We start from the raw sequence: 24,074 nt of genomic DNA on the forward strand, positions 1-24,074 counted from the left end.
CCGCGCACTATTGCGAGGTTGCTCTATCCTTGAGGCAGCCGCTCCGGGACGGAGGAAAACGCCAATGACAGCGACGGACCCCGCGCTCACCGCCCTTGCCCAGGGCTGGTGCGCCCTCTCTGCCCTGCACGGCAGGATCGAGGCGCACATCGAGCGCGCCCTCCAGGCACAGCACGATCTGAGCGTGCGCGAGTACTCCCTGCTGGACGTGCTCAGCCGACAGCACGACGGCGAGGGCGGCCATCTCCAGATGAAGCAGGTCGCCGACGCGGTCGTCCTCAGTCAGAGCGCCACCACCCGTCTGGTGACCCGACTGGAGGACCGCGGGCTCCTGGAGCGCTACCTGTGCCCCACCGACCGGCGTGGCATCTACACCAACGTCACCGAGGCGGGCCTGCGTCTACTGGAGGAGGCGCGGCCCACCAACGACGCTGCCCTGCGCGAGGCCCTGGACGACGCCTCCAAGAACCCCGAGCTGACCCCGCTGGTCCGAGTCGTGGAGTCCCTGAACGTGCCCGCATAGGGTGCGAACATGGGAGATCTTGAGATACGCCACGCGACCGCCGACGACCTTCCGGCGATCGTCGCGATGCTCGCCGACGACCCGCTGGGTGGCCAGCGCGAATCACCGGACGACCTGACCCCGTATCTGGCCGCGCTGGAACGCCTCACGGCCGATCCGAACCAGCACCTGGTCGTCGCCGTCCGTGAGGACCGTGTGATCGGCACCCTCCAGCTCACGATCATCCCCGGGCTCTCCCACAAGGGGTCGACCCGCGCGCTCATCGAAGCCGTCCGCATCCACGCCGACGAGCGGGGCAGCGGGCTGGGCACGGTTTTGATCCAGTGGGCGATCGACACCTCCCGGCAGTTCGGGTGCGCGATGGTGCAACTCACGTCCGACAAGAGCCGCACCGACGCCCACCGCTTCTACGCGCGGCTGGGCTTCAGCGCCTCACACGAAGGCTTCAAGCTGAAGCTCTGACGGCAGAGGACGACCAGACGGGCCGGGGGTGTGTTTCACGTGAAACACACCCCCGGCCGTCCTTCACCTAGCCGATGCCCCGCCAGCCATCAGGGTCCACTCCGCCCGGCACCGGCGCCTCCGTGTCGTACGGCTGCCGCGTGAAGACGAACGATCCGAGGTCCAGGTGGCTGACGGATCCGTCCGGGCGTCGCACGGGCCGCAACAGCTCTCCGGCGAAGTAGCCCTCCAAGCCGGTCCAGGTGCCATCACCGTTGGACCGGAAGCGGGCTCGCCGCCCGTTGCCGGTCAGCGGCCCCAGGGCGAGCCGGCCGTCGGCGGTCACCCGCAGGCCGTAGGCGTAGGTCCCCCAGTACCACTGCCCCGCAAGGTCCAGGACCGCCGGATCGACTTCGCGCAACGGCCGCCAGGGCTCGGGGATCCGCGGTTCCGCCTCGGCAACGATACGGACGAGATCGGCGCCCACCGCTCCCAGCAGCGGCCCACTGGTGCAGTTCGCCAGCACCACCGCTGCCACATCGTCCTCCACGCCGATGGTGAGGTTCGCCAAGAAACCCGGGAGCGAGCCCGAGTGGCCGACGAGGAGCCGGCCGTCTCGGGACTGGAGCTGCATCCCGAGGCCGTAGGTGACCCCGTCCAGCACGTCCGACACCTCGGCGGGTGCCGCGGGGGTCCGCATCTCGCGGACCGACTCCGCACTCAGGACCCGATCGTCTCCTACGGCCAGAAACGCGGCGAACCGCGCGAGGTCCCCCGTGGTCGACCACAGCTGCCCGGCCGGCGCCATCCGGCCCAGGTCCTCCAGTGGTTCGGGCAGCAGCGCGTCCGCCCACGGATGCACCGCCCATCCGCCCGCGTGCGGGGACAGCGGCTGCGCGGACGTGCGGTGCAGGCCGAGCGGCTCAAGGATCTCGCCGCGCAGCGCCTCCTCCCACGGAGCGCCGCGCAACTCCTCCACCAGTGCACCGAGCAGGGTGTAGCCGGGGTTGGAGTAGTGGTGCCGGCGGCCCACAGGGTGCAGCAGCGGGCGCTCGCCCAGCACATCGCTCAGCTCGGGGCGCAGCGAGCCGGGGGTCCGCTCCCACCAGGGCGCGGGTGACTCGGCAGCCAACCCAGCGCTGTGCGCGAGCAGCTCGGCGATCGTCGCCTCGCCCACCCCGGTACCCGGCAGATGCTTCTCCAGCGGGTCACCGAGATCGAGCAGGCCCTCGTCGCGCAGTCGCATCACCAGGACTGCGGTGAAGGTCTTGGTGATGGACCCGATCCGGTACTGCACGGTCTCGTCCGGGGCATGTCCGTCCACCGAGGTCCGCGCCCCGTGCCACACGGTCCGCCCACCCCGTACGACGGCTGCGACCAGCGACGGCGCCCGCCCTTCCGCCTGCGCGACGGCGATCCGGTGCAGCAGAGCTCGCCGGGTGGCGGGGAGCAGGTCTTCCTGAGGTGTCGTCATGGGGCCAGTCCACCCGGTCCGGTGGCCGGCGTCGAATCCATTTCCCCGGTCACCACGCACACGGTCGCATACCCGGCCGACGGCCTCACGATGATCGGGCCCGAGGGGCCGCGCCTGAACGACTTCCAGCGCCGCCGGACCGACGCCCTCGCCGAACTGGGGTACGTGACGCCGGCCTTCGACCTCCGCGGCGGGCGCTGGTCACCGATCCACAGAAGATGCTGGCGCGCGTAACTCCCTTGCTCGCCGACCTCGACCGGATCGCCGCTGTCGGCTACGGCACCGGGGGCGCAATCGTGCTGGAACTCGGACGCGACGGCGTCAACCTGCACGCGATCGGGACGGTCGACGCACTGACCACTGGCCGCCGAGAAGCAGGCCGCGGGCGTCGACTGGCGCCTCGTGGTCTACGGCGGACCCCGCCACGGTTTCCACCACCCGCACCACGCACAGCGAGGCCGACACGACGTCGTCGACCTGCTCGCCGAGTGCCTGCCCCCTGACGGAGTGAGCCGGGCCACGATGCTGTGCACCGCAGGATCGAGGTCGGCGAACTGGGGCCGCGCGCTCACGACGCGCCCCCATCCGGAGACGGCCCGACCGCGGGTTGGTTGACCCCTGCGCACATCAGGGTCAGGTCTGGGCCATGTCCACGAAGCGGGAGTAGTGGCCCTGGAAAGCGACCGTGATCGTGGCCGTCGGGCCGTTTCGGTGCTTGGCCACGATCAGGTCGGCCTCGCCCGCGCGCGGGGACTCCTTCTCGTAGGCATCCTCGCGGTGGAGCAGGATGACCATGTCGGCGTCCTGCTCGATGGAGCCGGACTCACGCAGGTCGGAGACCATCGGCTTCTTGTCGGTGCGCTGCTCGGGACCACGGTTCAGCTGTGACAGCGCGATGACCGGGATCTCCAGCTCCTTGGCGAGCAGCTTGAGGTTACGGGACATGTCCGAGACCTCCTGCTGACGGCTCTCGGCGCGCTTGGAGCCACCGGACTGCATCAGCTGGAGGTAGTCGATGACGACCAGTCTGATGTCGTTCCGCTGTTTGAGACGGCGGCACTTGGCGCGGATCTCCATCATCGACAGATTCGGCGAGTCGTCGATGAACAGCGGCGCGGCCGAGACATCCGGCATACGGCGGGCGAGCCGGGTCCAGTCCTCGTCGGTCATCGTGCCGGAGCGCATGTGGTGCAGCGCGACCCGGGCCTCGGCAGACAGCAGACGCATCGCGATCTCGTTGCGGCCCATTTCGAGGGAGAAGATGACGCTCGGCAGATTGTGCTTGATCGAGGCGGCCCGCGCGAAGTCGAGCGCGAGCGTCGACTTACCCATGGCGGGGCGAGCCGCGATGACGATCATCTGGCCCGGGTGCAGGCCGTTCGTCAGCGAGTCGAAGTCGGTGAACCCGGTCGGCACACCGGTCATCTCGCCGCTGCGCGAGCCGATCGCCTCGATCTCGTCGAGGGCACCCTCCATGATGTCGCCGAGCGGCAGGTAGTCCTCACTGGTGCGCTGCTCGGTGACGGCGTAGATCTCGGCCTGGGCGCGGTTGACGATCTCGTCGACGTCGTCGTCGGCGGCGTATCCCATCTGCGTGATACGGGTGCCGGCCTCGACCAGGCGACGCAGGACCGCGCGCTCGTGGACGATCTCCGCGTAGTACTCGGCGTTCGCCGCCGTCGGTACCGTCTGGACGAGCGTGTGCAGATACGACGCCCCGCCGACCTTGTTGATCTCGCCACGCTTGGTGAGCTCGGCGGCGATGGTGATCGGGTCGGCCGGCTCGCCCTTGGCATAGATGTCGAGGATCGCCTGGTAGATCGTCTCGTGCGCGGGCTTGTAGAAGTCATGGCCCTTGAGGATCTCGACGACATCCGCGATGGCGTCCTTGGACAGCAGCATGCCGCCCAGCACCGACTGCTCGGCGTCCAGATCCTGCGGCGGCACCCGCTCGAAGGACGAACCGCCGCTGTCCCAGTCGCCGTTCTCCCGGCCCCGGTCGTGTTGCTCGCCACGACTCCGGCCTCCGTCGCCGCGTCGACGCGAGGCGGGCAGACGATCACTGGGTCCGCTGTCGGCCCATGGATCGTCCAAGGGCTCGGAAATGCTCACCGAGCCACCTCCTCCCGTCCGCAGGGCGGACCTCGCCGTGTCCTCTTTTGTACGGCACGACACTGACAAATGAGAGGCCCAACTCCGGTTCTTACGCGTCGGGTTTGTGACGATTCCAGGACCGCGGGAAACACGCTTCCCCAGCCAAGAGAAGGAGCGGGCGCCGGACCACGGTAGGCCCCTCGGCACCGTCAGCCAATCTGGTTATCCACAGGCCATGTGGACGACAGCCCCGATGCTGTGGAGAACTCCCGGAAACCTGTGCACGACCCGGTGGACAGCTCTGTGAAAAAGCCCTCTAGCCTCTCCGGCAGAGGGCCGTGACCTGCGCGTTTAGCATCCACTGGCTGTGCAGAAGAAAAACTTCCCCAGCCGGACCAAGATCGCTTCGAACACCGCACGAAAGGATACGCCTCACCACGACGAGTAAGGGGCACAACTTGGTTGCATCTCTTACCTGTGGACGATTAGATTGGTGCTCATGACACAGGCTCCCGCGATACCCCGGGCCACCCGCCGCCGGCACGACCGAGAGATCGTCGCGCTGGCAGTCCCGGCCTTCGGCGCACTCGTCGCCGAGCCTCTGTTCGTCATGGCGGACAGCGCGATCGTCGGCCACCTCGGCACCGCCCAGCTCGCCGGTCTCGGCGTCGCCTCCGCCCTCCTCACCACCGCCGTGAGCGTCTTCGTCTTCCTCGCCTATGCCACCACGGCCGCCGTGTCCCGGCGCGTCGGCTCCGGCGATCTGCCGGCGGCCATCCGACAGGGCATGGACGGCATCTGGCTGGCACTGCTGCTCGGCATCGGCGTCATCGCCGTAGTCCTTCCTCTGGCACCTGGCATCGTGGACCTCTTCGGCGCCTCCGCGACAGCGGCACCGTACGCCACGACGTATCTGCGTATCTCCGCACTGGGCATCCCGGCCATGCTCATCGTCCTGGCCGCCACGGGTGTGCTCCGCGGACTCCAGGACACCAGAACCCCGCTCTACGTCGCCGTCGGCGGCTTCGTCGCCAACGGCGCCCTCAACGCGGGGCTCGTCTACGGCGCCGGGCTCGGCATCGCCGGTTCGGCCTGGGGAACCGTCATCGCCCAGTGCGGAATGGCAGCCGTCTACCTGACCGTCGTCGTACGCGGGGCCCGTCGGCACGGCGCCTCCCTCCGCCCGGACGCCGCCGGCATCCGGGCCTCGGCCCAGGCCGGCGTTCCCCTCCTGATCCGCACGCTCTCCCTGCGGGCGATCCTCATGATCGCCACGGCGGTCGCGGCACGTCTCGGCGACGCCGACATGGCCGCGCACCAGATCGTTCTGTCCCTGTGGAGCCTGCTCGCCTTCGCTCTCGACGCGATAGCGATCGCGGGGCAGGCGATCATCGGCCGCTATCTCGGCGCGGACGATGCCCAGGGCGCGCGAGAGGCCTGCCGTCGCATGGTGCAGTGGGGCATCGCGACCGGTGTCGTCCTCGGTGCTCTCGTGGTGGCCGCCCGTCCGCTCTTCCTCCCGCTGTTCACCGGCGACTCCGTGGTGAAGGACGCGGCACTGCCCGCCCTGTTGATGGTGGCGCTCTCGCAGCCGATCTGCGGGATCGTCTTCGTCCTGGACGGTGTCCTGATGGGTGCCGGCGACGGGCCGTATCTGGCCGGGGCCATGGTCGTCACCCTCACCGTATTCGCTCCGGTGGCCCTGCTGGTCCCGGTGTTCGGCGGCGGTCTCACCGCGCTGTGGACGGCGATGACGCTGATGATGACGATCCGCCTGCTGACCCTGTGGCTGCGCTCCCGTTCGGGCCGCTGGATCGTGACGGGCGCGACCCGCTGACCTAGGGCCGCCGATCTCGGAGCAGCCTCGGTTTCACGTGAAACATGGCCCGGTGACCATTCCGAACAACGGAAAGGGGCCGCACCCCCGCAAGGGTGCGGCCCCTCTCACCGGCTCGAACGAGCGCGGCGATCACTCGGCGATCAGGCCGAGACGACCTCGATGTTGACCTTGGCGGCAACCTCGGGGTGCAGACGCACGGACGTCTCGTGGGCGCCCAGGGTCTTGATCGGCGAGGTCAGCTCGATACGACGCTTGTCGACCTCGGGGCCACCGGACGCCTTGATCGCGGAAGCGATGTCGGCGGGGGTGACGGAACCGAAGAGACGACCGGAGTCGCCGGAGCGGACAGCCAGGCGGACCTTGACGCCCTCGAGCTGGCCCTTGACCTGGTTGGCCTGCTCGATGGTCTGGATCTCGTGAATCTTGCGGGCGCGGCGGATCTGCTCGACGTCCTTCTCGCCACCCTTGGTCCAGCGGATCGCGAAGTTCCGCGGGATCAGGTAGTTGCGAGCGTAACCGTCCTTGACGTCAACGACGTCGCCGGCAGCACCGAGGCCAGAGACCTCGTGGGTGAGGATGATCTTCATGTGTCGGTCACCCTTCCCTTAGCGCGCGGTGGACGTGTAGGGCAGCAGCGCCATCTCACGGCTGTTCTTCACGGCCGTGGCGACGTCACGCTGGTGCTGGGTGCAGTTGCCGGTCACGCGGCGGGCACGGATCTTGCCGCGGTCGGAAATGAACTTCCGCAGCATGTTCGTGTCCTTGTAGTCCACGTACGTGACCTTGTCCTTGCAGAAAGCGCAGACCTTCTTCTTCGGCTTGCGCACAGGCGGCTTCGCCATGGTGTTTCTCCTGTGTGATCAAGAAGTGTGGATACGAGCCCCTAGAAGGGGGGCTCGTCCGAGTAGCCGCCACCGCCGCCGGAGCCGGAGCCGGAGCCACCGCCCCAGCCGCCGCCACCCTGCTGGTTGCCACCAGCGGGAGCGCCGGACGCCCACGGGTCGTCGGCCGGAGCGCCGCCGCCCTGCTGACCGCCACCGGGGCCACCGCCCCAGCCGCCGCCCTGCTGGCCGCCACCGCCGCCGTAACCGCCCTGGCCACCGCGCCCGCCACCGCCGGAGGTCTTGGTGACCTTGGCCGTCGCGTTGCGCAAGCTGGGGCCGACTTCCTCGACGTCCAGCTCGTAGACCGTGCGCTTGACGCCGTCCCGGTCCTCGTAGGACCGCTGCTTCAGCCGGCCCTGCACGAGCACGCGCATGCCTCGCTGGAGCGACTCGGCGACGTTCTCCGCCGCCTGACGCCAGACCGAGCAGGTCAGGAAGAGGCTCTCGCCGTCCTTCCACTCGTTCGTCTGGCGGTCGAAGGTGCGGGGAGTGGACGCGACGCGGAACTTCGCGACCGCCGCACCGGACGGGGTGAAGCGCAGCTCGGGGTCGTCGACAAGATTGCCGATGACCGTGATGACGGTCTCGCCTGCCATGGGGGAACCTCTCGGCGGGTTTGCTGCTCTGGCTGCTTGCTTGCTACTCGGATCCCGAGATCAGCTGAGCGGGAGGGCTCAGTGGGTCTCGGGGCGGAGGACCTTGGTCCGGAGGACCGACTCGTTCAGGTTCATCTGGCGGTCGAGCTCCTTGACGACCGCAGGCTCGGCCTGAAGGTCGATGACCGAGTAGATGCCCTCGGGCTTCTTCTTGATCTCGTACGAGAGACGACGACGGCCCCAGGTGTCGACCTTCTCCACCTTGCCGTTGCCCTCACGGACGACGGAGAGGAAGTTCTCGATCAGGGGGGCGACAGCGCGCTCCTCCAGATCGGGGTCGAGGATGACCATCACCTCGTAGTGACGCATGTGGAACCCACCTCCTTTGGACTCAACGGCCACGGTCGTTCCGTGGCAGGAGGGTTGTGATGCGTACGCAACGGTATCCGCGACCACTGACAATCGGGGGCGCTGAGGCTCCCGCAGTCTTACCTGGGCAGGCAGTGGGCAGACACCGGTGCAGACGGTACAGACTACCCGCACACCCGCTTCCGGTTGAAATCCGGGCGTGGAGGCGGTCACTCTGTACACGTCGGGTGTGTACGGCGCTACTATGCGCCGCCTTCCGCAGGAGGTGCCCATGGCACAGGTAATGCATCCCAACGTCGCCGGTTCCCTCTTCGCCACGGACGGCAAGGCCCGTCCGCTCCAGGACACACTGGCGGCGATCACGCTCGTCCTGGGTCTGCTGTCCTTCATCACGTCCTTCTTCCACGGCCTCCATCTGCTGACGTCGTGGGCGGGTCTCGTGGGCCTGCTCGTCGGAATCTACGGACAGTGGATCTCCGTGACCACGCGTGAGCGCTTCGCCCTGATCCTGGGGCTCGGCGCCTCCGGGATCGGTTTCCTGATCGGCATGGCACACGGCGGTCTCTTCGGCGGACTCATCGGCAGCTGAGGCGGCCCGCCGGGATTAAGGGCCGTACGCCCAGTCGGGGCGCTCGCACGGCGCAGTAGGCTTCGGCGCGAGAGCCGGAGCCCCTGTACCCATGGGGACACACCAGCCCGAGGAGCGCCCCGAATGAGCCTGACCCTGAGGACCATCAGCCGCGAGCAGCATCTGGCCTACATCCAGAGCCTGCCGGCGGCGAGCCACATGCAGGTCCCGGCCTGGGCCGACGTCAAGGCGGAGTGGCGCTCGGAGAACCTCGGCTGGTTCGACGAGCGCACGGGCGAGATGGTCGGCGCGGGCCTGGTCCTCTACCGGCAGCTGCCCAAGATCAAGCGCTACCTGGCCTACCTGCCCGAGGGGCCGGTCATCAACTGGTTCGCGCCGAACCTGGACGACTGGATCCAGCCGATGCTGGCGCACCTGAAGCAGCAGGGCGCGTTCTCCGTGAAGATGGGCCCGCCGGTGATCATCCGTCGCTGGCACGCGGAGACCATCAAGAAGGGCATCCAGGACCAGGACGTCAAGCGGCTGCGCGACATGGAGGCCGACTTCATCGAGCCGCGCGCCTTCGAGGTGGCCGACAAGCTGCGCCGTATGGGCTGGCAGCAGGGCGAGGACGGCGGCGCCGGCTTCGGTGACGTCCAGCCCCGCTACGTCTTCCAGGTGCCGCTGGCGAATCGTTCCCTGGAAGAGGTCCACAAGAACTTCAACCAGCTGTGGCGCCGCAACATCAAGAAGGCCGAGAAGGCCGGTGTCGAGGTGGTCCAGGGCGGCTACCAGGACCTGGCCGAGTGGCAGCGGCTGTACGAGATCACGGCCGTGCGCGACCACTTCCGGCCGCGCCCGCTGTCGTACTTCCAGCGCATGTGGTCGGCCCTCAACACCGAGGACCCGAACCGGATGCGGCTGTACTTCGCCCGGCACAACGGCGTGAACCTCTCCGCCGCGACGATGCTGATCGTCGGCGGCCACGTCTGGTACTCCTACGGCGCCTCCGACAACATCGGCCGTGAGGTCCGGCCCTCGAACGCGATGCAGTGGACGATGATGCGCGACGCCTACGCGCTCGGTGCCACCGTCTACGACCTGCGCGGCATCTCGGACTCGCTGGACGAGACGGACCACCTGTTCGGCCTGATCCAGTTCAAGGTCGGCACGGGCGGGCAGGCCGCCGAGTACCTCGGCGAGTGGGACTTCCCGCTGAACAAGCTGCTCCACAAGGCGCTCGACATCTACATGTCGCGCCGTTGAGCCGCGGCCGTCTGATTCCATAGCCTTCACAGCTCAGACACCTCTGATCCACCGCAGCCACGAGAAAGGTCCCGGGTCCGGCCATGGCGCTCACGCTCTACGTCGACACCGCGCGCTGGCGGGCGCACCACAAGCACGTGCAGGAGCAGTTCCCGGGACTCGTCCCGGTCTGCAAGGGCAACGGCTACGGCTTCGGGCACGAGCGGCTGTCCGAGGAGGCCACGCGGCTGGGCTCCGACCTGCTCGCGGTCGGCACGACCTACGAGGCCGCACGCATCAAGGACTTCTTCGGCGGGGACCTGCTGGTGCTGACGCCGTACCGGCGCGGCGAGGAGCCGGTGCCGCTGCCCGACCGGGTGGTGCGCTCGGTGTCGTCGATCGACGGCGTGTACGGCCTCGTCGGTGCCCGTGTCGTCATCGAGGTGATGTCCTCGATGAAGCGGCACGGCATCAGCGAGCAGGACCTGCCGCAGCTGCACCAGGCCATAGAGAACGTCCGGCTGGAGGGCTTCGCCATCCATCTGCCGCTGGACCGCACCGACGGCTCGGACGCCGTCGAGGAGGTCATCGGCTGGATGGACCGGCTGCGCGCGGCCCGGCTGCCGTTGCACACGATGTTCGTCAGCCACCTCAAGGCCGACGAACTCGTCCGGCTCCAGCAGCAGTTCCCGCAGACCCGGTTCCGCGCCCGCATCGGCACGCGGCTGTGGCTGGGGGACCACGAGGCCACCGAGTACCGCGGTGCCGTCCTGGACGTGACGCGCGTGGCCAAGGGCGACCGGTTCGGCTACCGCCAGCAGAAGGCGGCCTCGGACGGCTTCCTGGTGGTCGTGGCGGGCGGTACGTCGCACGGGGTGGGTCTGGAGGCCCCGAAGGCGCTGCACGGCGTCATGCCACGCGCCAAGGGCGTCGCGCGGGCCGGCCTCGCCACCGTCAACCGGAACCTTTCTCCATTCGTCTGGGACGGCAAGCAGCGCTGGTTCGCCGAGCCGCCGCACATGCAGGTGTCGATCCTGTTCGTGCCCTCGGACGCCCCGGAGCCGAAGGTCGGGGACGAGCTGGTGGCCCATCTGCGGCACACCACGACCCAGTTCGACCGCATCATGGACCGCTGAGCCGGCACCCAGGACACCGAGTCCCTCTCAGGACAGCGAGAAGGCCGTACCCGGAGCACCCGGGTACGGCCTTCTGCGTCAGCTCCTGAAGGGTTGTTCGCTCAGAGCGAACGATTCTCGGGGGAGGGCGGCACCGGCCTGCCCCAGTCCACCTGAGGCCCCTCGAAGTGAGCGGCGTGACGCGGCTCGTAGGTCGCCGCTCCGAGCACGAAGACGTCTTCCGCTCCGTCGAGCACCCCGCCCGAGGGGTCGTCGTCGCCGGACCGGCGCACCACGTCCCGCTCCGGCATGAGGATGTCCCGTACGACGACGGCGCACAGGTACAGCGTGCCCGCCAGGTGCAGCACGATCGCCCAGTGGTAGCCCAGCGTCGGCAGTCCCTTGTGGGCGTCTCCGCTGGTCGTGTACGCGAGGTACATCCAGATGCCCAGGAAGTACGCCATCTCGCACGCCTGCCAGATCAGGAAGTCGCGCCACTTGGGCCGGGCGAGCGCCGCCAGCGGCACCAGCCACAGGACGTACTGCGGGGAGTAGACCTTGTTGGTGACGATGAACACCGCGACCACCAGGAAGGCCAGTTGCGCGAAACGCGGCCGGCGCGGGGCGGTGAACGTCAGCACGGCGATACCGAGGCAGCACAGCACCACCAGCACGGTGGCGGCGGTGTTCACGAAACCCGTCGAGGGCGGGTTGCTGGAGTTCTGCGCCCAGATCAGCCAGAAGGAACCGAAGTCGACGCCCCGTTCCTGGCTGAACGTGTAGAACTTCGACCAGCCTTCGAATGCGAACAGCATCACCGGCAGGTTCACCACGAACCAGGCGAGCACCGTACTGACCGTGGCCTGGACGAACTCCCGCCACTTGCCGGCCCGCCAGCACAGCACGAACAGGGGGCCGAGCAGGAACACCGGATAGAGCTTGGCGGCCGTGGCGAGGCCCAGGAGGACACCGAAGGCGACGGGCCGGCTGCGGGACCACATCAGCATCGCGGCGGCCGTGAGCGCCACCGCCAGCAGGTCCCAGTTGACGGTGGCGGTCAGCAGGACGGCGGGCGCCAGGGCGACCAGGAGGCCGTCCCAGGGGCGCCGGCGGTGGGTGCGGGCCACGCAGACGGCAATGACGACCGCGCAGACCAGCAGCATCCCGGCGTTGACGAACCAGTACCACTGCTCCTGGTACTGGATGGTGCCGCTGTGCGGGGTGAGCCAGGAGGCCACCTCCATGAACACGCCGGTCAGCACCGGGTATTCGAGATAGCCCATGCCGCCGGACATGTCGTCCGGGAGCTTGTCGAAGTACGGCACGAGATGGTCGGCGAACCCGCGCCCCTGGTAGAGGTGCGGGATGTCCGAATAGCAGGCCTTCGTGTACTGGCTGCTCGCGCCGAAGAACCAGGCACTGTGGTAGCAGGGCGCCTTCTGGACCAGACCGAGGGCGAACATGCCGATCGCCACGAGCGCGACGACTCGTACGGGCGTCCACCAGGACGTGCCGAGCAGGGCTCGCCGTCCGATGGGACCGCCGATCAGCTCGCTGCCGGCCGCGGCGACCTCGTCCTCCCTGGTCGGCGGCACCGGTTCTGCCGTGGCGGGCCGCACGGGCTCGGGCTCGTGCACGCCCGCAGGCGTCATCTCTGCACTGGGCATGGGGCACATCCTGCCGTACGTGCCTAGGAAAAAGCCGAGGGCCGCCGCACCTCGTGGGTGCGGCGGCCCATGTTTCACGTGAAACACCCGCGGCGGACGAAATGGTCGCCACCCGGTCCGGGGCGGCGGCTAGCCATTGGCGCCGGCGAAGATGCCTCCGTTGCCGTTGCCTCGGGTGTTGCCGTTGCCGGTCGTATCGGTGGGCGTGGGTGACGGAGAGGTTCCTCCGGTGGTGCCACCCGTGTCCGTACCGCCGGTGCCGTTGCCATTGCCGTTACAGGGGTTGCCCCAGTTCCACTGACAGGTGTCGCTCGCCGACGGGGACGGGGAGGTGTTCGTCGCGCTCGGCGTCGGGCTCGGCGACTGGGTCGCGCTCGGGCTCGGCGTGACGGTCGGGGTCGGGGTCGGAGTCGGAGCGCCCGCCTCGTCCTGGACCTTGCCGATCTCGGTGGCGGCCGGGAAGCCGTTGTCGTTGGCGTTCTTCAGCGCGCCCTTCATGTACTCGGTCCACACCGACGTCGGGATGTCACCACCGTGGATCGACTCGACCCCGGCCGTGCCGTTCATGGACAGCAGCTCATGGTCCTTCGGGTTCTCACGGAACATCGCCACCGAGGTGGACAACTGCTGGGTGTAGCCGACGAACCAGGCCGACTTGTTGCTGTCGGTGGTACCGGTCTTGCCTGCCGCCGTCCGGCCCAGGGCCTTGGCGTTCACACCCGTACCGTTCTGGATCACGTTCTGGAGGACGTCCGTGACGTTGTTCGCCACGTTCTCGGGAATCGCCGTGCTCACCTTCGGCTTGGTGAAGCCCGGCAGCTCCTGGCCGTCCTTCTTCACGGCGGTCACCGAGTACGGGTCAGTGTGCTGACCCGACGCGGCGAACGTCGCGTACGCGTCGGCCATGCGGATCGCGCTCGGGGTCGAGGTACCGATGGAGAAGGACGGGTTGAGCGTCGAGAAGCTGTCCCTCAGGATGCCGGACGCCTGCGCGACGTCCCGGACATGCGTCAGCCCCACATCCATACCGAGTTGGACGAACGGCGTGTTGACGGACTGCTCCATCGCCTTGCGCAGCGAGATGTAGCCCCACTTGTAGTCACTCTCGTTGCGCTGGTAGAAGACCGAGTTGTCCTTCGTCAGCACCGGGCTGCCGTCGTTGTTGAGCACCTTGAGATGGTCGTTGCCGTTGTACTTGCTCAGCGGCGAGAGACCCTCCCCACCGGTCCGGTACGTGCCGTACTCCATCGCCGCGGCGAGCACGAACGGCTTCCACGTCGAACCGACCGGAACGCCGGAGGTGTCGGCGTTGTTCGTGAAGTGGCCGTTCTCGTAGCCGTCACCGCCGTAGAGAGCGACGATCGCGCCGTCCTTGGGCTTCACCGACGCCGCACCGAACTGGACGTACTTGTCCAGATCACGCTTCTTCGGGTCGATGCGGTCCTTCTGGACCTTCTTCACGGCCGCTGCCAGCTCGTTGACCTTGTCCTTCTCGAAGGTCGTCTGGATCTGGTAGCCGCCCTGGTCGAACTGCGTCTCGGTGATGTCGGAGTGCGCGAGGACGTACTTCTTCGCCGTGTCCACCAGGTAGCTGATCTGGCCGGTCATGCCCTTGGTCGCCTTGCGGCCGTCGGGCACGGGGTACTGCTTGGTGGCCTGCTGGAACTGCACGTCGGTGAGGTGGTGGTCGTTGTGCATCTGCTCGAGGATCCACCCCCAGCGGTCCTTCGAGCGCTGCGTGTTCGCCTGCTGCGTCGCCGACGGGTCGAGGTCCGCGTTGCCGGCCGGGTCGAAGTACGTCGGGCCCTTCAGCAGCGCCGCGAGCACCGCGCACTCGCTCGGCGTGAGGTCCTTCGCGTCCTTGCCGTAGTACGTCTGCGCCGCCGCCTGGATGCCGTAGGCGCCGCGGCCGAAGTACGAGGTGTTCAGGTAGCCCTGGAGGATCTGCTGCTTGGAGAGCTTCGTCCCCACCTTGATGGAGATGAACATCTCCTTGAACTTGCGGGTGAGGGTCTGCTGCTGGCTCAGGTAGGTGTTCTTCACGAACTGCTGGGTGATCGTCGAGCCACCCTGGGTCTGGCCGCCCCGTGCCATGTTGACCACGGCGCGCAGGAGTCCCTGGGGGTCGACGCCCGAGTCCTGGTAGAAGCTCTTGTTCTCGGCCGAGATCACGGCCCACTGCATCGCTTCGGGAATCTGGGCGATGTTGACGTTCTGCCGGTTGACGCCGGTGCCCGTGGCCACCATCTGCGTGCCGTCGGCCCAGTAGTAGACGTTGTTCTGGGACTTGGCCGCCGCGTTCTCGTCGGGCACAGAGACCATCGCGTAGCCGACGCCGACCAGCGCGACCAGGCTCCCCACGAAGCCGATGAACATCCCGGTGACGAGCTTCCAGGAAGGCATCCAGCGGCGCCATCCGTACTTGCCGGACCGGGGGTAGTCGATGAATCTCTTCCTGCCGGGCGCGGTCGATGCGCGGCCTCTGCCGCGCCCGGGACCGCTGGGACCGCCCGGGCCGCCTCCCCGGCCGCCTGGACCTGTGTTGTCGGCGCCTCTGCGGCGGCTGCCTCTCTGTGCCGCGCGGCGGGCCTCGGCCCGGCCGCCGTAGGAACGCTCCTCGCCTCCCGGGCCGCTGTCCGACCCATGGGAACTGGACTCGTAGGAGTCGGCAGGAGACCCGGTGGCGCCACGCGGTGCCGCACGGCGGCCGGAGGACGAGCCGGACTGACCACGTCGGGCCGCGGCACGTCCGCCTCCCTGCGGCTGCGGCGGTTTGCGACGGTGCTCGCTCATCGAACGATTACTCCTCGGGCAGGCGCACCCGTGCGCGCCTGGAACGGCGGCTGGTTTCCGGTCCCCCCGGAGTACGGATGTGGTCGGTCCTGCATTCACCCGTACCGCACCGGGGACGACGACGCTCCCCAGACGTCACTTGGTTCCCGGCGATGTGCATGCCGCACAGACTACGCACCGCCAAAACCCGCTGAGCCCTGAAGTTCACCCCAAAACAGGCAACCTGCATCGTATGAATCGGTGATGTGATCCCGTTCACCGTCGTCCCTCTTGTCGCCTGCCGGCGGCCGTTCTATCGTGCTGATGTATCGAGTCGATACATCAGCACGAGATAAAGACGCTGAGAGGCACTGCGAGACCCGCGGGAGAGAGCTGCGGGACCGAGAGGAGGCGACGATGAGCCGACGTTCCGGCATCCTCGAGTTCGCCGTGCTCGGTCTGCTGCGCGAGTCCCCGATGCACGGCTACGAGCTGCGCAAACGCCTCAACACGTCCCTGGGGGTGTTCCGTGCGTTCAGCTACGGGACCCTGTATCCCTGCCTCAAGACGCTGGTCGCGAGCGGCTGGTTGATCGAGGAACCGGGCAACACCCATGAGGACGCCCTCGCCGCTCCGCTCGCCGGACGCCGCGCCAAGATCGTCTACCGGCTGACGGCGGAGGGGAAGGAGCACTTCGAGGAGCTGCTCTCGCAGACCGGCCCCGACGCCTACGAGGACGAGCACTTCGCCGCACGGTTCGCCTTCTTCGGGCAGACGTCGCGCGATGTGCGCATGCGCGTGCTGGAGGGCCGGCGCAGCCGCCTGGAGGAGCGCCTGGAGAAGATGCGCGCCTCCCTGGCGCGCACGCGGGAGCGCCTCGACGACTACACACTTGAGCTCCAGCGCCACGGGATGGAGTCCGTGGAGCGCGAAGTGCGCTGGCTGAACGAGCTCATCGAGAGCGAGCGGGCGGGGCGGGACCTGAAGGGTTCCACGTCCCGGGGGACCGCTCCGCAGGACACCACCACTGGATCGACGGGCGGCCTGCCCCGTGCCGGGGGCACCCCCCGGACGGATACGCCCGGCGACACCGCCACGTGAGTCCCAGTCAGGGCCTCACTCGTACACACAGGGAGCAACCGGAATGGGTTCGGTTCGCGTAGCCGTCGTCGGCGTGGGCAACTGCGCCGCGTCGCTGGTGCAGGGAGTCGAGTACTACAAGGACGCCGACGCGGCGGCCAAGGTCCCCGGCCTGATGCACGTGCAGTTCGGTGACTACCACGTGCGTGACATCGAGTTCGTCGCCGCGTTCGACGTCGATGCCAAGAAGGTCGGCCTCGACCTCGCGGACGCGATCGGCGCCTCCGAGAACAACACCATCAAGATCTGCGACGTGCCCACGTCCGGTGTCACCGTCCAGCGCGGCCACACCCTCGACGGCCTCGGCAAGTACTACCGCCTGACCATCGAGGAGTCCGAGGCCGAGCCGGTCGACGTCGTCCAGATCCTGAAGGACAAGCAGGTCGACGTCCTGGTCTGCTACCTGCCCGTGGGCTCCGAGGACGCGGCGAAGTTCTACGCCCAGTGCGCCATCGACGCCAAGGTCGCCTTCGTCAACGCCCTCCCGGTCTTCATCGCCGGCACCAAGGAGTGGGCGGACAAGTTCACCGAGGCCGGTGTGCCGATCGTCGGTGACGACATCAAGTCCCAGGTCGGCGCCACCATCACGCACCGCGTCATGGCGAAGCTGTTCGAGGACCGCGGTGTCATCCTGGACCGCACCATGCAGCTGAACGTCGGCGGCAACATGGACTTCAAGAACATGCTCGAGCGCGAGCGCCTGGAGTCCAAGAAGATCTCCAAGACGCAGGCCGTCACCTCCCAGATCCCCGACCGGGACCTCGGCGAGAAGAACGTCCACATCGGCCCGTCCGACTACGTGGCCTGGCTGGACGACCGCAAGTGGGCCTACGTCCGCCTTGAGGGCCGCGCCTTCGGTGACGTCCCGCTGAACCTGGAGTACAAGCTCGAGGTCTGGGACTCCCCGAACTCCGCGGGTGTCATCATCGACGCCCTGCGCGCCGCGAAGATCGCCAAGGACCGCGGCATCGGCGGCCCGATCCTGTCGGCGTCCTCGTACTTCATGAAGTCCCCGCCGGTCCAGTACTTCGACGACGAGGCCCGCGAGAACGTCGAGAAGTTCATCCGCGGCGAGGTCGAGCGCTAAAAGCGCCGACGCGACCGCTCGCACGCAAACGCTCCTGCCAGGGCTGTGAAGGTCCCCGGGTTTCCCGACCCGGGGACCTTCCGCATATGTGAGGCTGGGCGGCATGCCCGTCGTGCGTGACCTGCGCGTCCTGCTGCGTCTTCGGTACTTCCGACGCCTGCTGTACGTCCGCCTGCTCTCCCAGGGCGCCGACGGCGTCTACCAGGTGGCGCTCGCCGCGTACGTCGTCTTCTCGCCGGAGAAACAGACCTCGGCCACGGCGATCGCCTCGGCGATGGCCGTGCTGCTGCTCCCCTATTCCCTGGTCGGTCCGTTCGCGGGTGTCCTGCTGGACCGCTGGCGACGCCGGCAGGTCTTCGTGTACGGCAATCTGCTGCGCGCCCTGCTGGCAGCGGTCACCGCCGTGCTGATGCTCGGCCATGTCCCGAACTGGCTCTTCTACGTCTCCGCGCTGTGCGTCACGGCCGTCAACCGCTTCGTCCTCGCCGGGCTGTCCGCGTCCCTGCCCCGCGTGGTGGACGCCGAGCGCCTGGTGCTGGCCAACTCCCTGTCCCCGACGGCCGGCACGCTCGCCGCGACGGCAGGCGCCGGCCTCGCCTTCGCCGTACGGCTCGTGGCGTCGGACTCCGACGCCGCGGTGGTCCTGCTGGGCGCACTCCTCTATCTCTGTGCGGGCCTGACCTCTCTGAGCCTGCCCCGGGCGCTTCTCGGGCCCGACCGCCATCCGGCGCGGCCACGGCTGCGCAGCGCGCTGGCCGACACGGCACGGGATCTGGTGGCGGCCGTCCGGCACCTCGCCGCACCCCGGCGCAGAGAAGCCGCCTGGGCACTGGCCGCGATGACGCTGATGCGCTTCTGCTACGGCGCCCTGCTGGTCCTGCTGCTCATGCTCTGTCGGTACGCCCTCTCCAGCACCCCCGAGGAGGGGCTCCGGCTGCTCGGGCTGGTGCTCGCGGTCTCAGGGGCGGGATTCTTCGCGGCGGCCGTGGTCACCCCCGTGGCGGCGGGACGGCTCGGCCCCGGTCGCTGGATCGTGGCGTGCTCCGCCGCGGCCGCGGTCCTGGTACCCGCTCTCGGCCTCCCCTTCGCCATCGGGCCGCTCCTGGTCGCCGCCTTCGTGCTGGGCCTCATCACCCAGGGCGCGAAAATCGCGACCGACACGGTCGTGCAGTCCTCGGTGGACGACGGCTTCCGCGGGCGCGTGTTCTCCGTGTACGACGTGCTGTTCAACGTGGCATTCGTCGGGGCGGCCGGAGTGGCCGCCCTGATGCTGCCCCCGGACGGCCGTTCGGCGACGCTGGTCGTCACCGTCTCTCTCCTCTACGGAGCGGTTGCTGTCGCTATGGGCCGCTTTGAACGCCGGTGAGTGTCACATCAGGGCCACAGAGTTCCCCCGGGCTACAGGAGTGTCAGTGCGGCCCGGTAGCTTACGTGCGTCTTACGCGCCACTTATGTGCGCTGCTCACTCATCTCTTTCTTCATAGGGGGACCCACACGTGACGACTCCGCCCCAGGGCCAGAACCCATTCACGCAGGGCCAGCAGGCGTACGGTCAGCCTCAGGCGCCGTACCCCCCGCAGGGCGGCCAGCCTCAGGCTCCCTACCCTCCGCAGGGCGGCTACCCGCAGCAGCCGGGCCAGCCCGGGTTCCCCCAGCAGGGCATGGCGCCGTACGCACCGGTGCCTCCTCAGCGGCCGAAGCGCGGCGTCCGGCAGTACATCCGCATCATCGGCGCCGTCGTCGGCCTCATCGTCATCGTCGGCGGCTGGTACTTCAACAAGGCCGACGACACTCAGAAACTGGCCGTCGGTGACTGCCTGACGAACAAGGGAAGCGACAAGGACCCGCAGATCCAGAAGCTGGGCTGCAGCGACCCGAAGGCGGACTACAAGGTGCTCAAGAAGGACGGCAGCACCAGTCTGGCCATGCTCGCCTGCCAGTCGGTCCAGGGAACGACCGCTGCCATCGAGTGGAAGGAAGGCAGCGATTCCTTCGTTCTCTGCCTGGGGAGCAACAAGTAATACGCGAACGTGCGGTGGGGCGGTGTTTCACGTGAAACACCGCCCCACACCGTTCCCTGAAGGCCGTGCGGGGTCATGTTTCACGTGAAACATGACCCCGCTCCACTCCCTCAGCTCTGCTCGGTCCACCACTCCTTGAGCGCCGCCACCGCCGCATCGTGCTCCATCGGGCCGTTGTCCAGGCGCAACTCCAGCAGGTACTTGTACGCCTTGCCGATGGCCGGGCCGGGGCCGACGCCCAGGATCTCCATGATCTGGTTGCCGTCCAGGTCGGGGCGAATCGCGTCCAGCTCCTCCTGCTTCTGGAGCTGGGCAATGCGCTCCTCCAGACCGTCGTAGGCCCGGGACAGCATGGCCGCCTTCCGCTTGTTGCGGGTGGTGCAGTCCGAGCGGGTCAGCTTGTGCAGACGGTCCAGCAGCGGCCCCGCGTCACGGACATAGCGGCGGACCGCGGAGTCCGTCCATTCACCGGTGCCGTAGCCGTGGAAGCGCAGGTGCAGTTCAACCAGCCGCGAGACGTCCTTCACCAGCTCATTCGAGTACTTCAGAGCAGTCATGCGCTTCTTGGTCATCTTGGCGCCGACGACCTCGTGGTGGTGGAACGAGACCCGGCCGTCCTTCTCGAAGCGACGGGTGCGCGGCTTGCCGATGTCGTGCAACAGCGCGGCGAGCCGGAGCGTGAGATCGGGGCCCTCCTGCTCCAGCGCGATCGCCTGTTCCAGGACGATCAGCGTGTGTTCGTAGACGTCCTTGTGCCGGTGGTGCTCGTCCCGCTCCAGGCGCAGCGCCGGCAGCTCGGGCAGCACATGGTCGGCCAGCCCGGTCTCGACGAGCAGGGCCAGGCCCTCGCGGGGGTGCGTGGAGAGGATCAGCTTGTTCAGTTCGTCCCGGACCCGCTCGGCCGAGACGATCTCGATACGCCCGGCCATGTCCGTCATCGCGGCGACGACCTCGGGGGCGACCGCGAAGTCCAGCTGGGCGGCGAACCGGGCGGCCCGCATCATCCGCAGCGGATCGTCCGAGAACGACTCCTCGGGCGTGCCCGGCGTCCGCAGCACCCGCGCGGCCAGGTCCTCCAGGCCGCCGTGCGGGTCGATGAACTCCTTCTGCGGCAGCGCCACGGCCATCGCGTTGACCGTGAAGTCCCGGCGGACCAGGTCCTCCTCGATGGAGTCGCCGTACGACACCTCGGGCTTGCGTGAGGTGCGGTCGTACGCCTCCGACCGGTAGGTGGTCACCTCGATCTGGTAGCCGTCCTTCTGCGCACCGACCGTGCCGAAGGCGATGCCCACCTCCCAGACTGCGTCCGCCCAGGGCCGGACGATCTTCAGTACGTCCTCGGGGCGGGCGTCGGTGGTGAAGTCCAGGTCGTTGCCGAGCCGGCCGAGCAGCGCGTCGCGCACCGATCCGCCGACCAGGGCGAGGGAGAACCCCGCCTCCTGGAATCGGCGGGCGAGATCGTCGGCGACGGGGGCCACCCGCAGCAGCTCGGCGACCGCGCGCTGCTGCGCCTGGCTCAGGGCGGAGGGAGTGTCTTCGTTGGGGTTCGGCACAACAGAAGAGGGTACGTGCACCGGCGACCAGGGGTGTCCTCGATTTTATCCCGGGGCGGCCCGGTGAAGATCACGGGACCGCCCGGTGAAAGCGGGCCCGGACAGCTTCCGGCATACCCGTGCAAGAGCTGCTCTTGCGGCGTTGGGAAGCTCTCCACTCGATACTGGATATAGAGGACAGGTCGCCGGAGTTCTTCGATCTTGTGACGGGCACCGCGGCACTTCCGCTCTCCGCGCCTCGTTACCATGCGTGGACGCACATTCCGACGACCACTGACGACGAGGGACGGGCGAGCGTGGCCGAGGCGGCTGACTTCCAGGCAACCAGTGCCTCCCCTGCCCGCCGCTGGGTGCGGCGCGCCGGAGCGCTGCTCGCCGGAGCGCCACTGCTGGCCGGTCTGCTCCAGTTGCCCGCTGCCGCGCCCGCCCAGGCCGCTTCCTCGGGCACGGTGTCCGTCGCCCTGGACACGCTCACCCCGAGCGCCCCCACCGACGGCGACACGCTGACCGTGTCCGGCACGGTCACCAACAACGGCAAGCAGCCCGTCACCAGCGCCCACGTAGGCCTGCGGGTGGGCCCCATGGTGACCACCCGCTCGGAGATCGACAGCATCGCCCAGCACTCCGACGACCCGCAGAGCGCCGCCGGGTCCGAGGTCGGCGGGAAGTACGTGGAGAAGTTCGCCAAGCTGGACCCGGGCGTCGCCGAGCACTTCAGCATCTCCGTCCCGGTGGACAAGCTCGACCTCGGCGCGGACGGTGTCTACGAATTCGGCGTCTCCCTGTCCGGCCAGACCCCCGCCCAGGCCTGGGACCAGGTGCTCGGCGTCCAGCAGACGTTCCTGCCGTGGCAGCCGTCCGACGCCGGCAGCAAGACGAAGACGACGTTCCTGTGGCCGCTGATCTCCACGGTCCACATGACGGCCAAGACGGGCGCCGGCGAGCTGCAGACGCCGGTGTTCCTCAACGACGACCTGGCCAAGGAGCTGGCTCCGGGCGGCCGGCTGGCCCAGATGGTGGATCTCGGCAAGGACCTCGACGTCACCTGGGTGATCGACCCGGACCTGCTGGCCTCCGTGGACGCGATGGCGACCGGCAACTACCGGCTCCCCGGTGACAACGGCACGACCACACCCGGCCCGAAGGCGCACCAGGCGGTCGCCAAGCAGTGGCTGGCGGACCTCCAGAACGCGGTGGCGGGCAAGGAGGTCGTCGCGCTGCCGTTCGGCGACCCGGACCTGGCGTCCCTCGCGCACAACGGCACCGGCGTCACCGGCTCGCTCAGCCACCTCAAGGACGCCACCGACGTCGCCGCCATCACCGTCAAGACCGTGCTCCACGTCACACCGACCACGGACTTCGCCTGGCCGGTGGAGGGCGCCGTGGACCCGTCGATCATGAAGGTCGCGACGTCCGCGGGAGCCGACCGGGTGATCGCCCGCAGCGACAGCCTCCAGGAGACCGCCGGGCTGTCGTACACGCCCTCCGCCGCCCGCCCGGTCGGCGGCGGCACCACGGCGGTGGTCTCCGACGCCCGGCTGTCCACGGCCTTCGAGGGCGACCTGACCAAGGCCGACACCTCGACGCTGGCCGTGCAGCAGTTCCTGGCCCAGAGCCTTGAGGTGAACGCCCAGACCGACGAGCAGCGCAGCATCGTCGTCGCCCCGCAGCGGATGCCCGCGGCGAGCCAGGCCCAGGCGATGGCGGCGGCGCTGAAGGCGCTCGACGGTGCGAACTGGTCACAGTCCCAGGACCTCACCTCGGCGGCCAAGGACAAGCCGGACCCGAACGCCACCACTCAGATCCCCTCCACGCAGTACTACCCGTCCTCGCTGCGCAAGCAGGAACTGCCCGTGTCGGCGTTCCAGCAGATTGCACGCACCCAGGACAAGCTCGACAACTTCCAGGTGATCCTCACCGACCGCTCTCGCGTCGTCACGCCGTTCGGGCGGGCCATAAACCGTGAGATGTCCACGTCGTGGCGCGGCAGGAGCGGGGACGCGGGCAGCTTCCGCAACGGCGTGGAGGGGTGGCTCGACGATCTGGCCGCCCAGGTCAAGCTGATCGACAAGTCGGAGACCAAGCTCTCCGGCCGCAGCGCCACGATCCCGGTGACCGTCCAGAACAATCTCGTCCAGCCCGTCGGCCACCTGATCCTGCGCCTCACCTCGTCCAACCCGACGCGTCTGAAGATCGGCGGCAAGGCCTACTCCGAGCAGCCGGTGGAGATCTCCGGCGGGCACAGCCAGTCCGTGAAGTTCGCCACCGCGGCCAACGCCAACGGCCGGGTCACGGTCGTCGCCCAGCTGTACACCGAGGACGGCCAGGAGTACGGCGACGCCGTCAGCTTCGACGTGAAGGTCACCGAGGTCACGCCCACCGTGATGCTGGTCATCGGCGGCGGCGTGCTGCTCCTCGTCCTCGCGGGATTCCGGATGTACACCCAGCGCAAGCGCGCGGCCGCCCGGCAGGCCGACGAGGACGGTCCGGACGCGGCAGGGGAGGCCGGTGACAAGCCCGGGAACCCCGACGCACCCTCGGATCGTCTCCCGCAGGAACCCGGTGATTCCGGCCTCAGCACAGGGGCAGACGACCCGGAGCAGCCGAGTGACCCTGCGCCGGACACCGCTGCGGAAAACGCCGACCCGTCCGGGACGGGTGAGAGAGTGGACCGTTGAGCGATGT

General features: G+C 68.5%; 20 protein-coding genes and 1 pseudogene. 12 read left to right on the forward strand and 9 right to left on the reverse strand.

Going from position 1 to position 24,074, the window contains the following annotated elements; translation table 11 throughout:
- The first annotated feature begins 64 nt into the window (after positions 1-64).
- Positions 65-523, forward strand: coding sequence for a MarR family winged helix-turn-helix transcriptional regulator (locus ACFC8N_RS10670; RefSeq protein WP_071380569.1), 459 nt, complete (start codon positions 65-67; stop codon positions 521-523).
- Between the two features lie 9 nt (positions 524-532).
- Positions 533-985, forward strand: coding sequence for a GNAT family N-acetyltransferase (locus ACFC8N_RS10675; RefSeq protein WP_376287911.1), 453 nt, complete (start codon positions 533-535; stop codon positions 983-985).
- A gap of 67 nt (positions 986-1,052) precedes the next feature.
- On the opposite strand, the gene ACFC8N_RS10680 is transcribed toward ACFC8N_RS10675, so the two are convergent.
- On the reverse strand, positions 1,053-2,438 hold the full coding sequence (locus tag ACFC8N_RS10680) for a serine hydrolase domain-containing protein (RefSeq protein ID WP_356032451.1): 1,386 nt from the start codon (positions 2,436-2,438) through the stop codon (positions 1,053-1,055).
- A gap of 39 nt (positions 2,439-2,477) precedes the next feature.
- Here ACFC8N_RS10680 and ACFC8N_RS10685 point away from each other — a divergent pair.
- Positions 2,478-3,053 (forward strand): annotated as a pseudogene (locus tag ACFC8N_RS10685) (hypothetical protein).
- Between the two features lie 18 nt (positions 3,054-3,071).
- Here the strand turns inward: ACFC8N_RS10685 and dnaB are convergent.
- Positions 3,072-4,550: a replicative DNA helicase gene (gene dnaB / locus ACFC8N_RS10690; RefSeq protein ID WP_376287913.1), complete on the reverse strand. Its 1,479-nt coding sequence runs from the start codon at positions 4,548-4,550 to the stop codon at positions 3,072-3,074.
- A 481-nt stretch (positions 4,551-5,031) separates the two neighbouring features.
- Between dnaB and ACFC8N_RS10695 the strand changes: the two genes are divergently transcribed.
- Positions 5,032-6,369 (forward strand): MATE family efflux transporter, encoded by a 1,338-nt coding sequence (locus ACFC8N_RS10695; RefSeq protein ID WP_376287915.1) that lies wholly within the window; start codon positions 5,032-5,034, stop codon positions 6,367-6,369.
- Positions 6,370-6,512: 143 nt separating this feature from the next.
- On the opposite strand, the gene rplI is transcribed toward ACFC8N_RS10695, so the two are convergent.
- From rplI to rpsF, 4 genes are all read right to left on the reverse strand, one after another.
- Complete coding sequence (gene rplI, locus ACFC8N_RS10700) at positions 6,513-6,959, reverse strand: 50S ribosomal protein L9 (RefSeq protein WP_071380565.1); 447 nt, start codon at positions 6,957-6,959, stop codon at positions 6,513-6,515.
- Between the two features lie 18 nt (positions 6,960-6,977).
- A complete protein-coding gene (gene rpsR / locus ACFC8N_RS10705; protein WP_003949403.1) occupies positions 6,978-7,214 on the reverse strand; it encodes a 30S ribosomal protein S18 in 237 nt (78 codons plus the stop codon).
- Positions 7,215-7,255: 41 nt separating this feature from the next.
- Positions 7,256-7,852, reverse strand: coding sequence for a single-stranded DNA-binding protein (locus ACFC8N_RS10710; protein WP_071380564.1), 597 nt, complete (start codon positions 7,850-7,852; stop codon positions 7,256-7,258).
- 78 nt (positions 7,853-7,930) lie between these two features.
- Complete coding sequence (gene rpsF, locus ACFC8N_RS10715; RefSeq protein WP_005482942.1) at positions 7,931-8,221, reverse strand: 30S ribosomal protein S6; 291 nt, start codon at positions 8,219-8,221, stop codon at positions 7,931-7,933.
- Positions 8,222-8,492: 271 nt separating this feature from the next.
- Here rpsF and ACFC8N_RS10720 point away from each other — a divergent pair, with 271 nt between their 5' ends.
- The 3 genes from ACFC8N_RS10720 to ACFC8N_RS10730 all read left to right on the forward strand — a co-directional run bounded on the left by ACFC8N_RS10720 (position 8,493) and on the right by ACFC8N_RS10730 (position 11,170).
- Positions 8,493-8,810: a hypothetical protein gene (locus ACFC8N_RS10720; protein WP_356032461.1), complete on the forward strand. Its 318-nt coding sequence runs from the start codon at positions 8,493-8,495 to the stop codon at positions 8,808-8,810.
- Between the two features lie 123 nt (positions 8,811-8,933).
- Positions 8,934-10,055, forward strand: a complete 1,122-nt coding sequence (gene femX / locus ACFC8N_RS10725; RefSeq protein WP_356032464.1) for a peptidoglycan bridge formation glycyltransferase FemX — start codon at positions 8,934-8,936, stop codon at positions 10,053-10,055.
- A gap of 83 nt (positions 10,056-10,138) precedes the next feature.
- Positions 10,139-11,170: an alanine racemase gene (locus ACFC8N_RS10730; protein WP_376287918.1), complete on the forward strand. Its 1,032-nt coding sequence runs from the start codon at positions 10,139-10,141 to the stop codon at positions 11,168-11,170.
- Between the two features lie 101 nt (positions 11,171-11,271).
- On the opposite strand, the gene ACFC8N_RS10735 is transcribed toward ACFC8N_RS10730, so the two are convergent.
- Both ACFC8N_RS10735 and ACFC8N_RS10740 read right to left on the reverse strand, forming a co-directional pair.
- Positions 11,272-12,816, reverse strand: coding sequence for a glycosyltransferase family 87 protein (locus ACFC8N_RS10735; RefSeq protein WP_376287920.1), 1,545 nt, complete (start codon positions 12,814-12,816; stop codon positions 11,272-11,274).
- A 129-nt stretch (positions 12,817-12,945) separates the two neighbouring features.
- On the reverse strand, positions 12,946-15,219 hold the full coding sequence (locus ACFC8N_RS10740) for a transglycosylase domain-containing protein (protein ID WP_356032473.1): 2,274 nt from the start codon (positions 15,217-15,219) through the stop codon (positions 12,946-12,948).
- 786 nt (positions 15,220-16,005) lie between these two features.
- Between ACFC8N_RS10740 and ACFC8N_RS10745 the strand changes: the two genes are divergently transcribed.
- The 4 genes from ACFC8N_RS10745 (at position 16,006) to ACFC8N_RS10760 (ending at position 19,836) form a co-directional block, all read left to right on the forward strand.
- On the forward strand, positions 16,006-16,689 hold the full coding sequence (locus ACFC8N_RS10745) for a helix-turn-helix transcriptional regulator (RefSeq protein WP_376287921.1): 684 nt from the start codon (positions 16,006-16,008) through the stop codon (positions 16,687-16,689).
- A 43-nt stretch (positions 16,690-16,732) separates the two neighbouring features.
- A complete protein-coding gene (locus ACFC8N_RS10750) occupies positions 16,733-17,815 on the forward strand; it encodes an inositol-3-phosphate synthase (RefSeq protein ID WP_356032478.1) in 1,083 nt (360 codons plus the stop codon).
- A 103-nt stretch (positions 17,816-17,918) separates the two neighbouring features.
- Positions 17,919-19,181, forward strand: coding sequence for an MFS transporter (locus ACFC8N_RS10755; protein ID WP_376287922.1), 1,263 nt, complete (start codon positions 17,919-17,921; stop codon positions 19,179-19,181).
- 130 nt (positions 19,182-19,311) lie between these two features.
- Positions 19,312-19,836, forward strand: a complete 525-nt coding sequence (locus ACFC8N_RS10760) for a hypothetical protein (protein WP_376287923.1) — start codon at positions 19,312-19,314, stop codon at positions 19,834-19,836.
- Between the two features lie 110 nt (positions 19,837-19,946).
- On the opposite strand, the gene ACFC8N_RS10765 is transcribed toward ACFC8N_RS10760, so the two are convergent.
- On the reverse strand, positions 19,947-21,389 hold the full coding sequence (locus ACFC8N_RS10765) for a CCA tRNA nucleotidyltransferase (protein WP_362820668.1): 1,443 nt from the start codon (positions 21,387-21,389) through the stop codon (positions 19,947-19,949).
- A 296-nt stretch (positions 21,390-21,685) separates the two neighbouring features.
- On the opposite strand from ACFC8N_RS10765, the gene ACFC8N_RS10770 reads away from it, so the two are divergent.
- Positions 21,686-24,067: a DUF6049 family protein gene (locus ACFC8N_RS10770; RefSeq protein ID WP_376287924.1), complete on the forward strand. Its 2,382-nt coding sequence runs from the start codon at positions 21,686-21,688 to the stop codon at positions 24,065-24,067.
- Positions 24,068-24,074 lie beyond the last annotated feature (7 nt).

This window comes from Streptomyces sp. NPDC055966 (assembly GCF_042269865.1).
GTDB lineage: Bacteria > Actinomycetota > Actinomycetes > Streptomycetales > Streptomycetaceae > Streptomyces.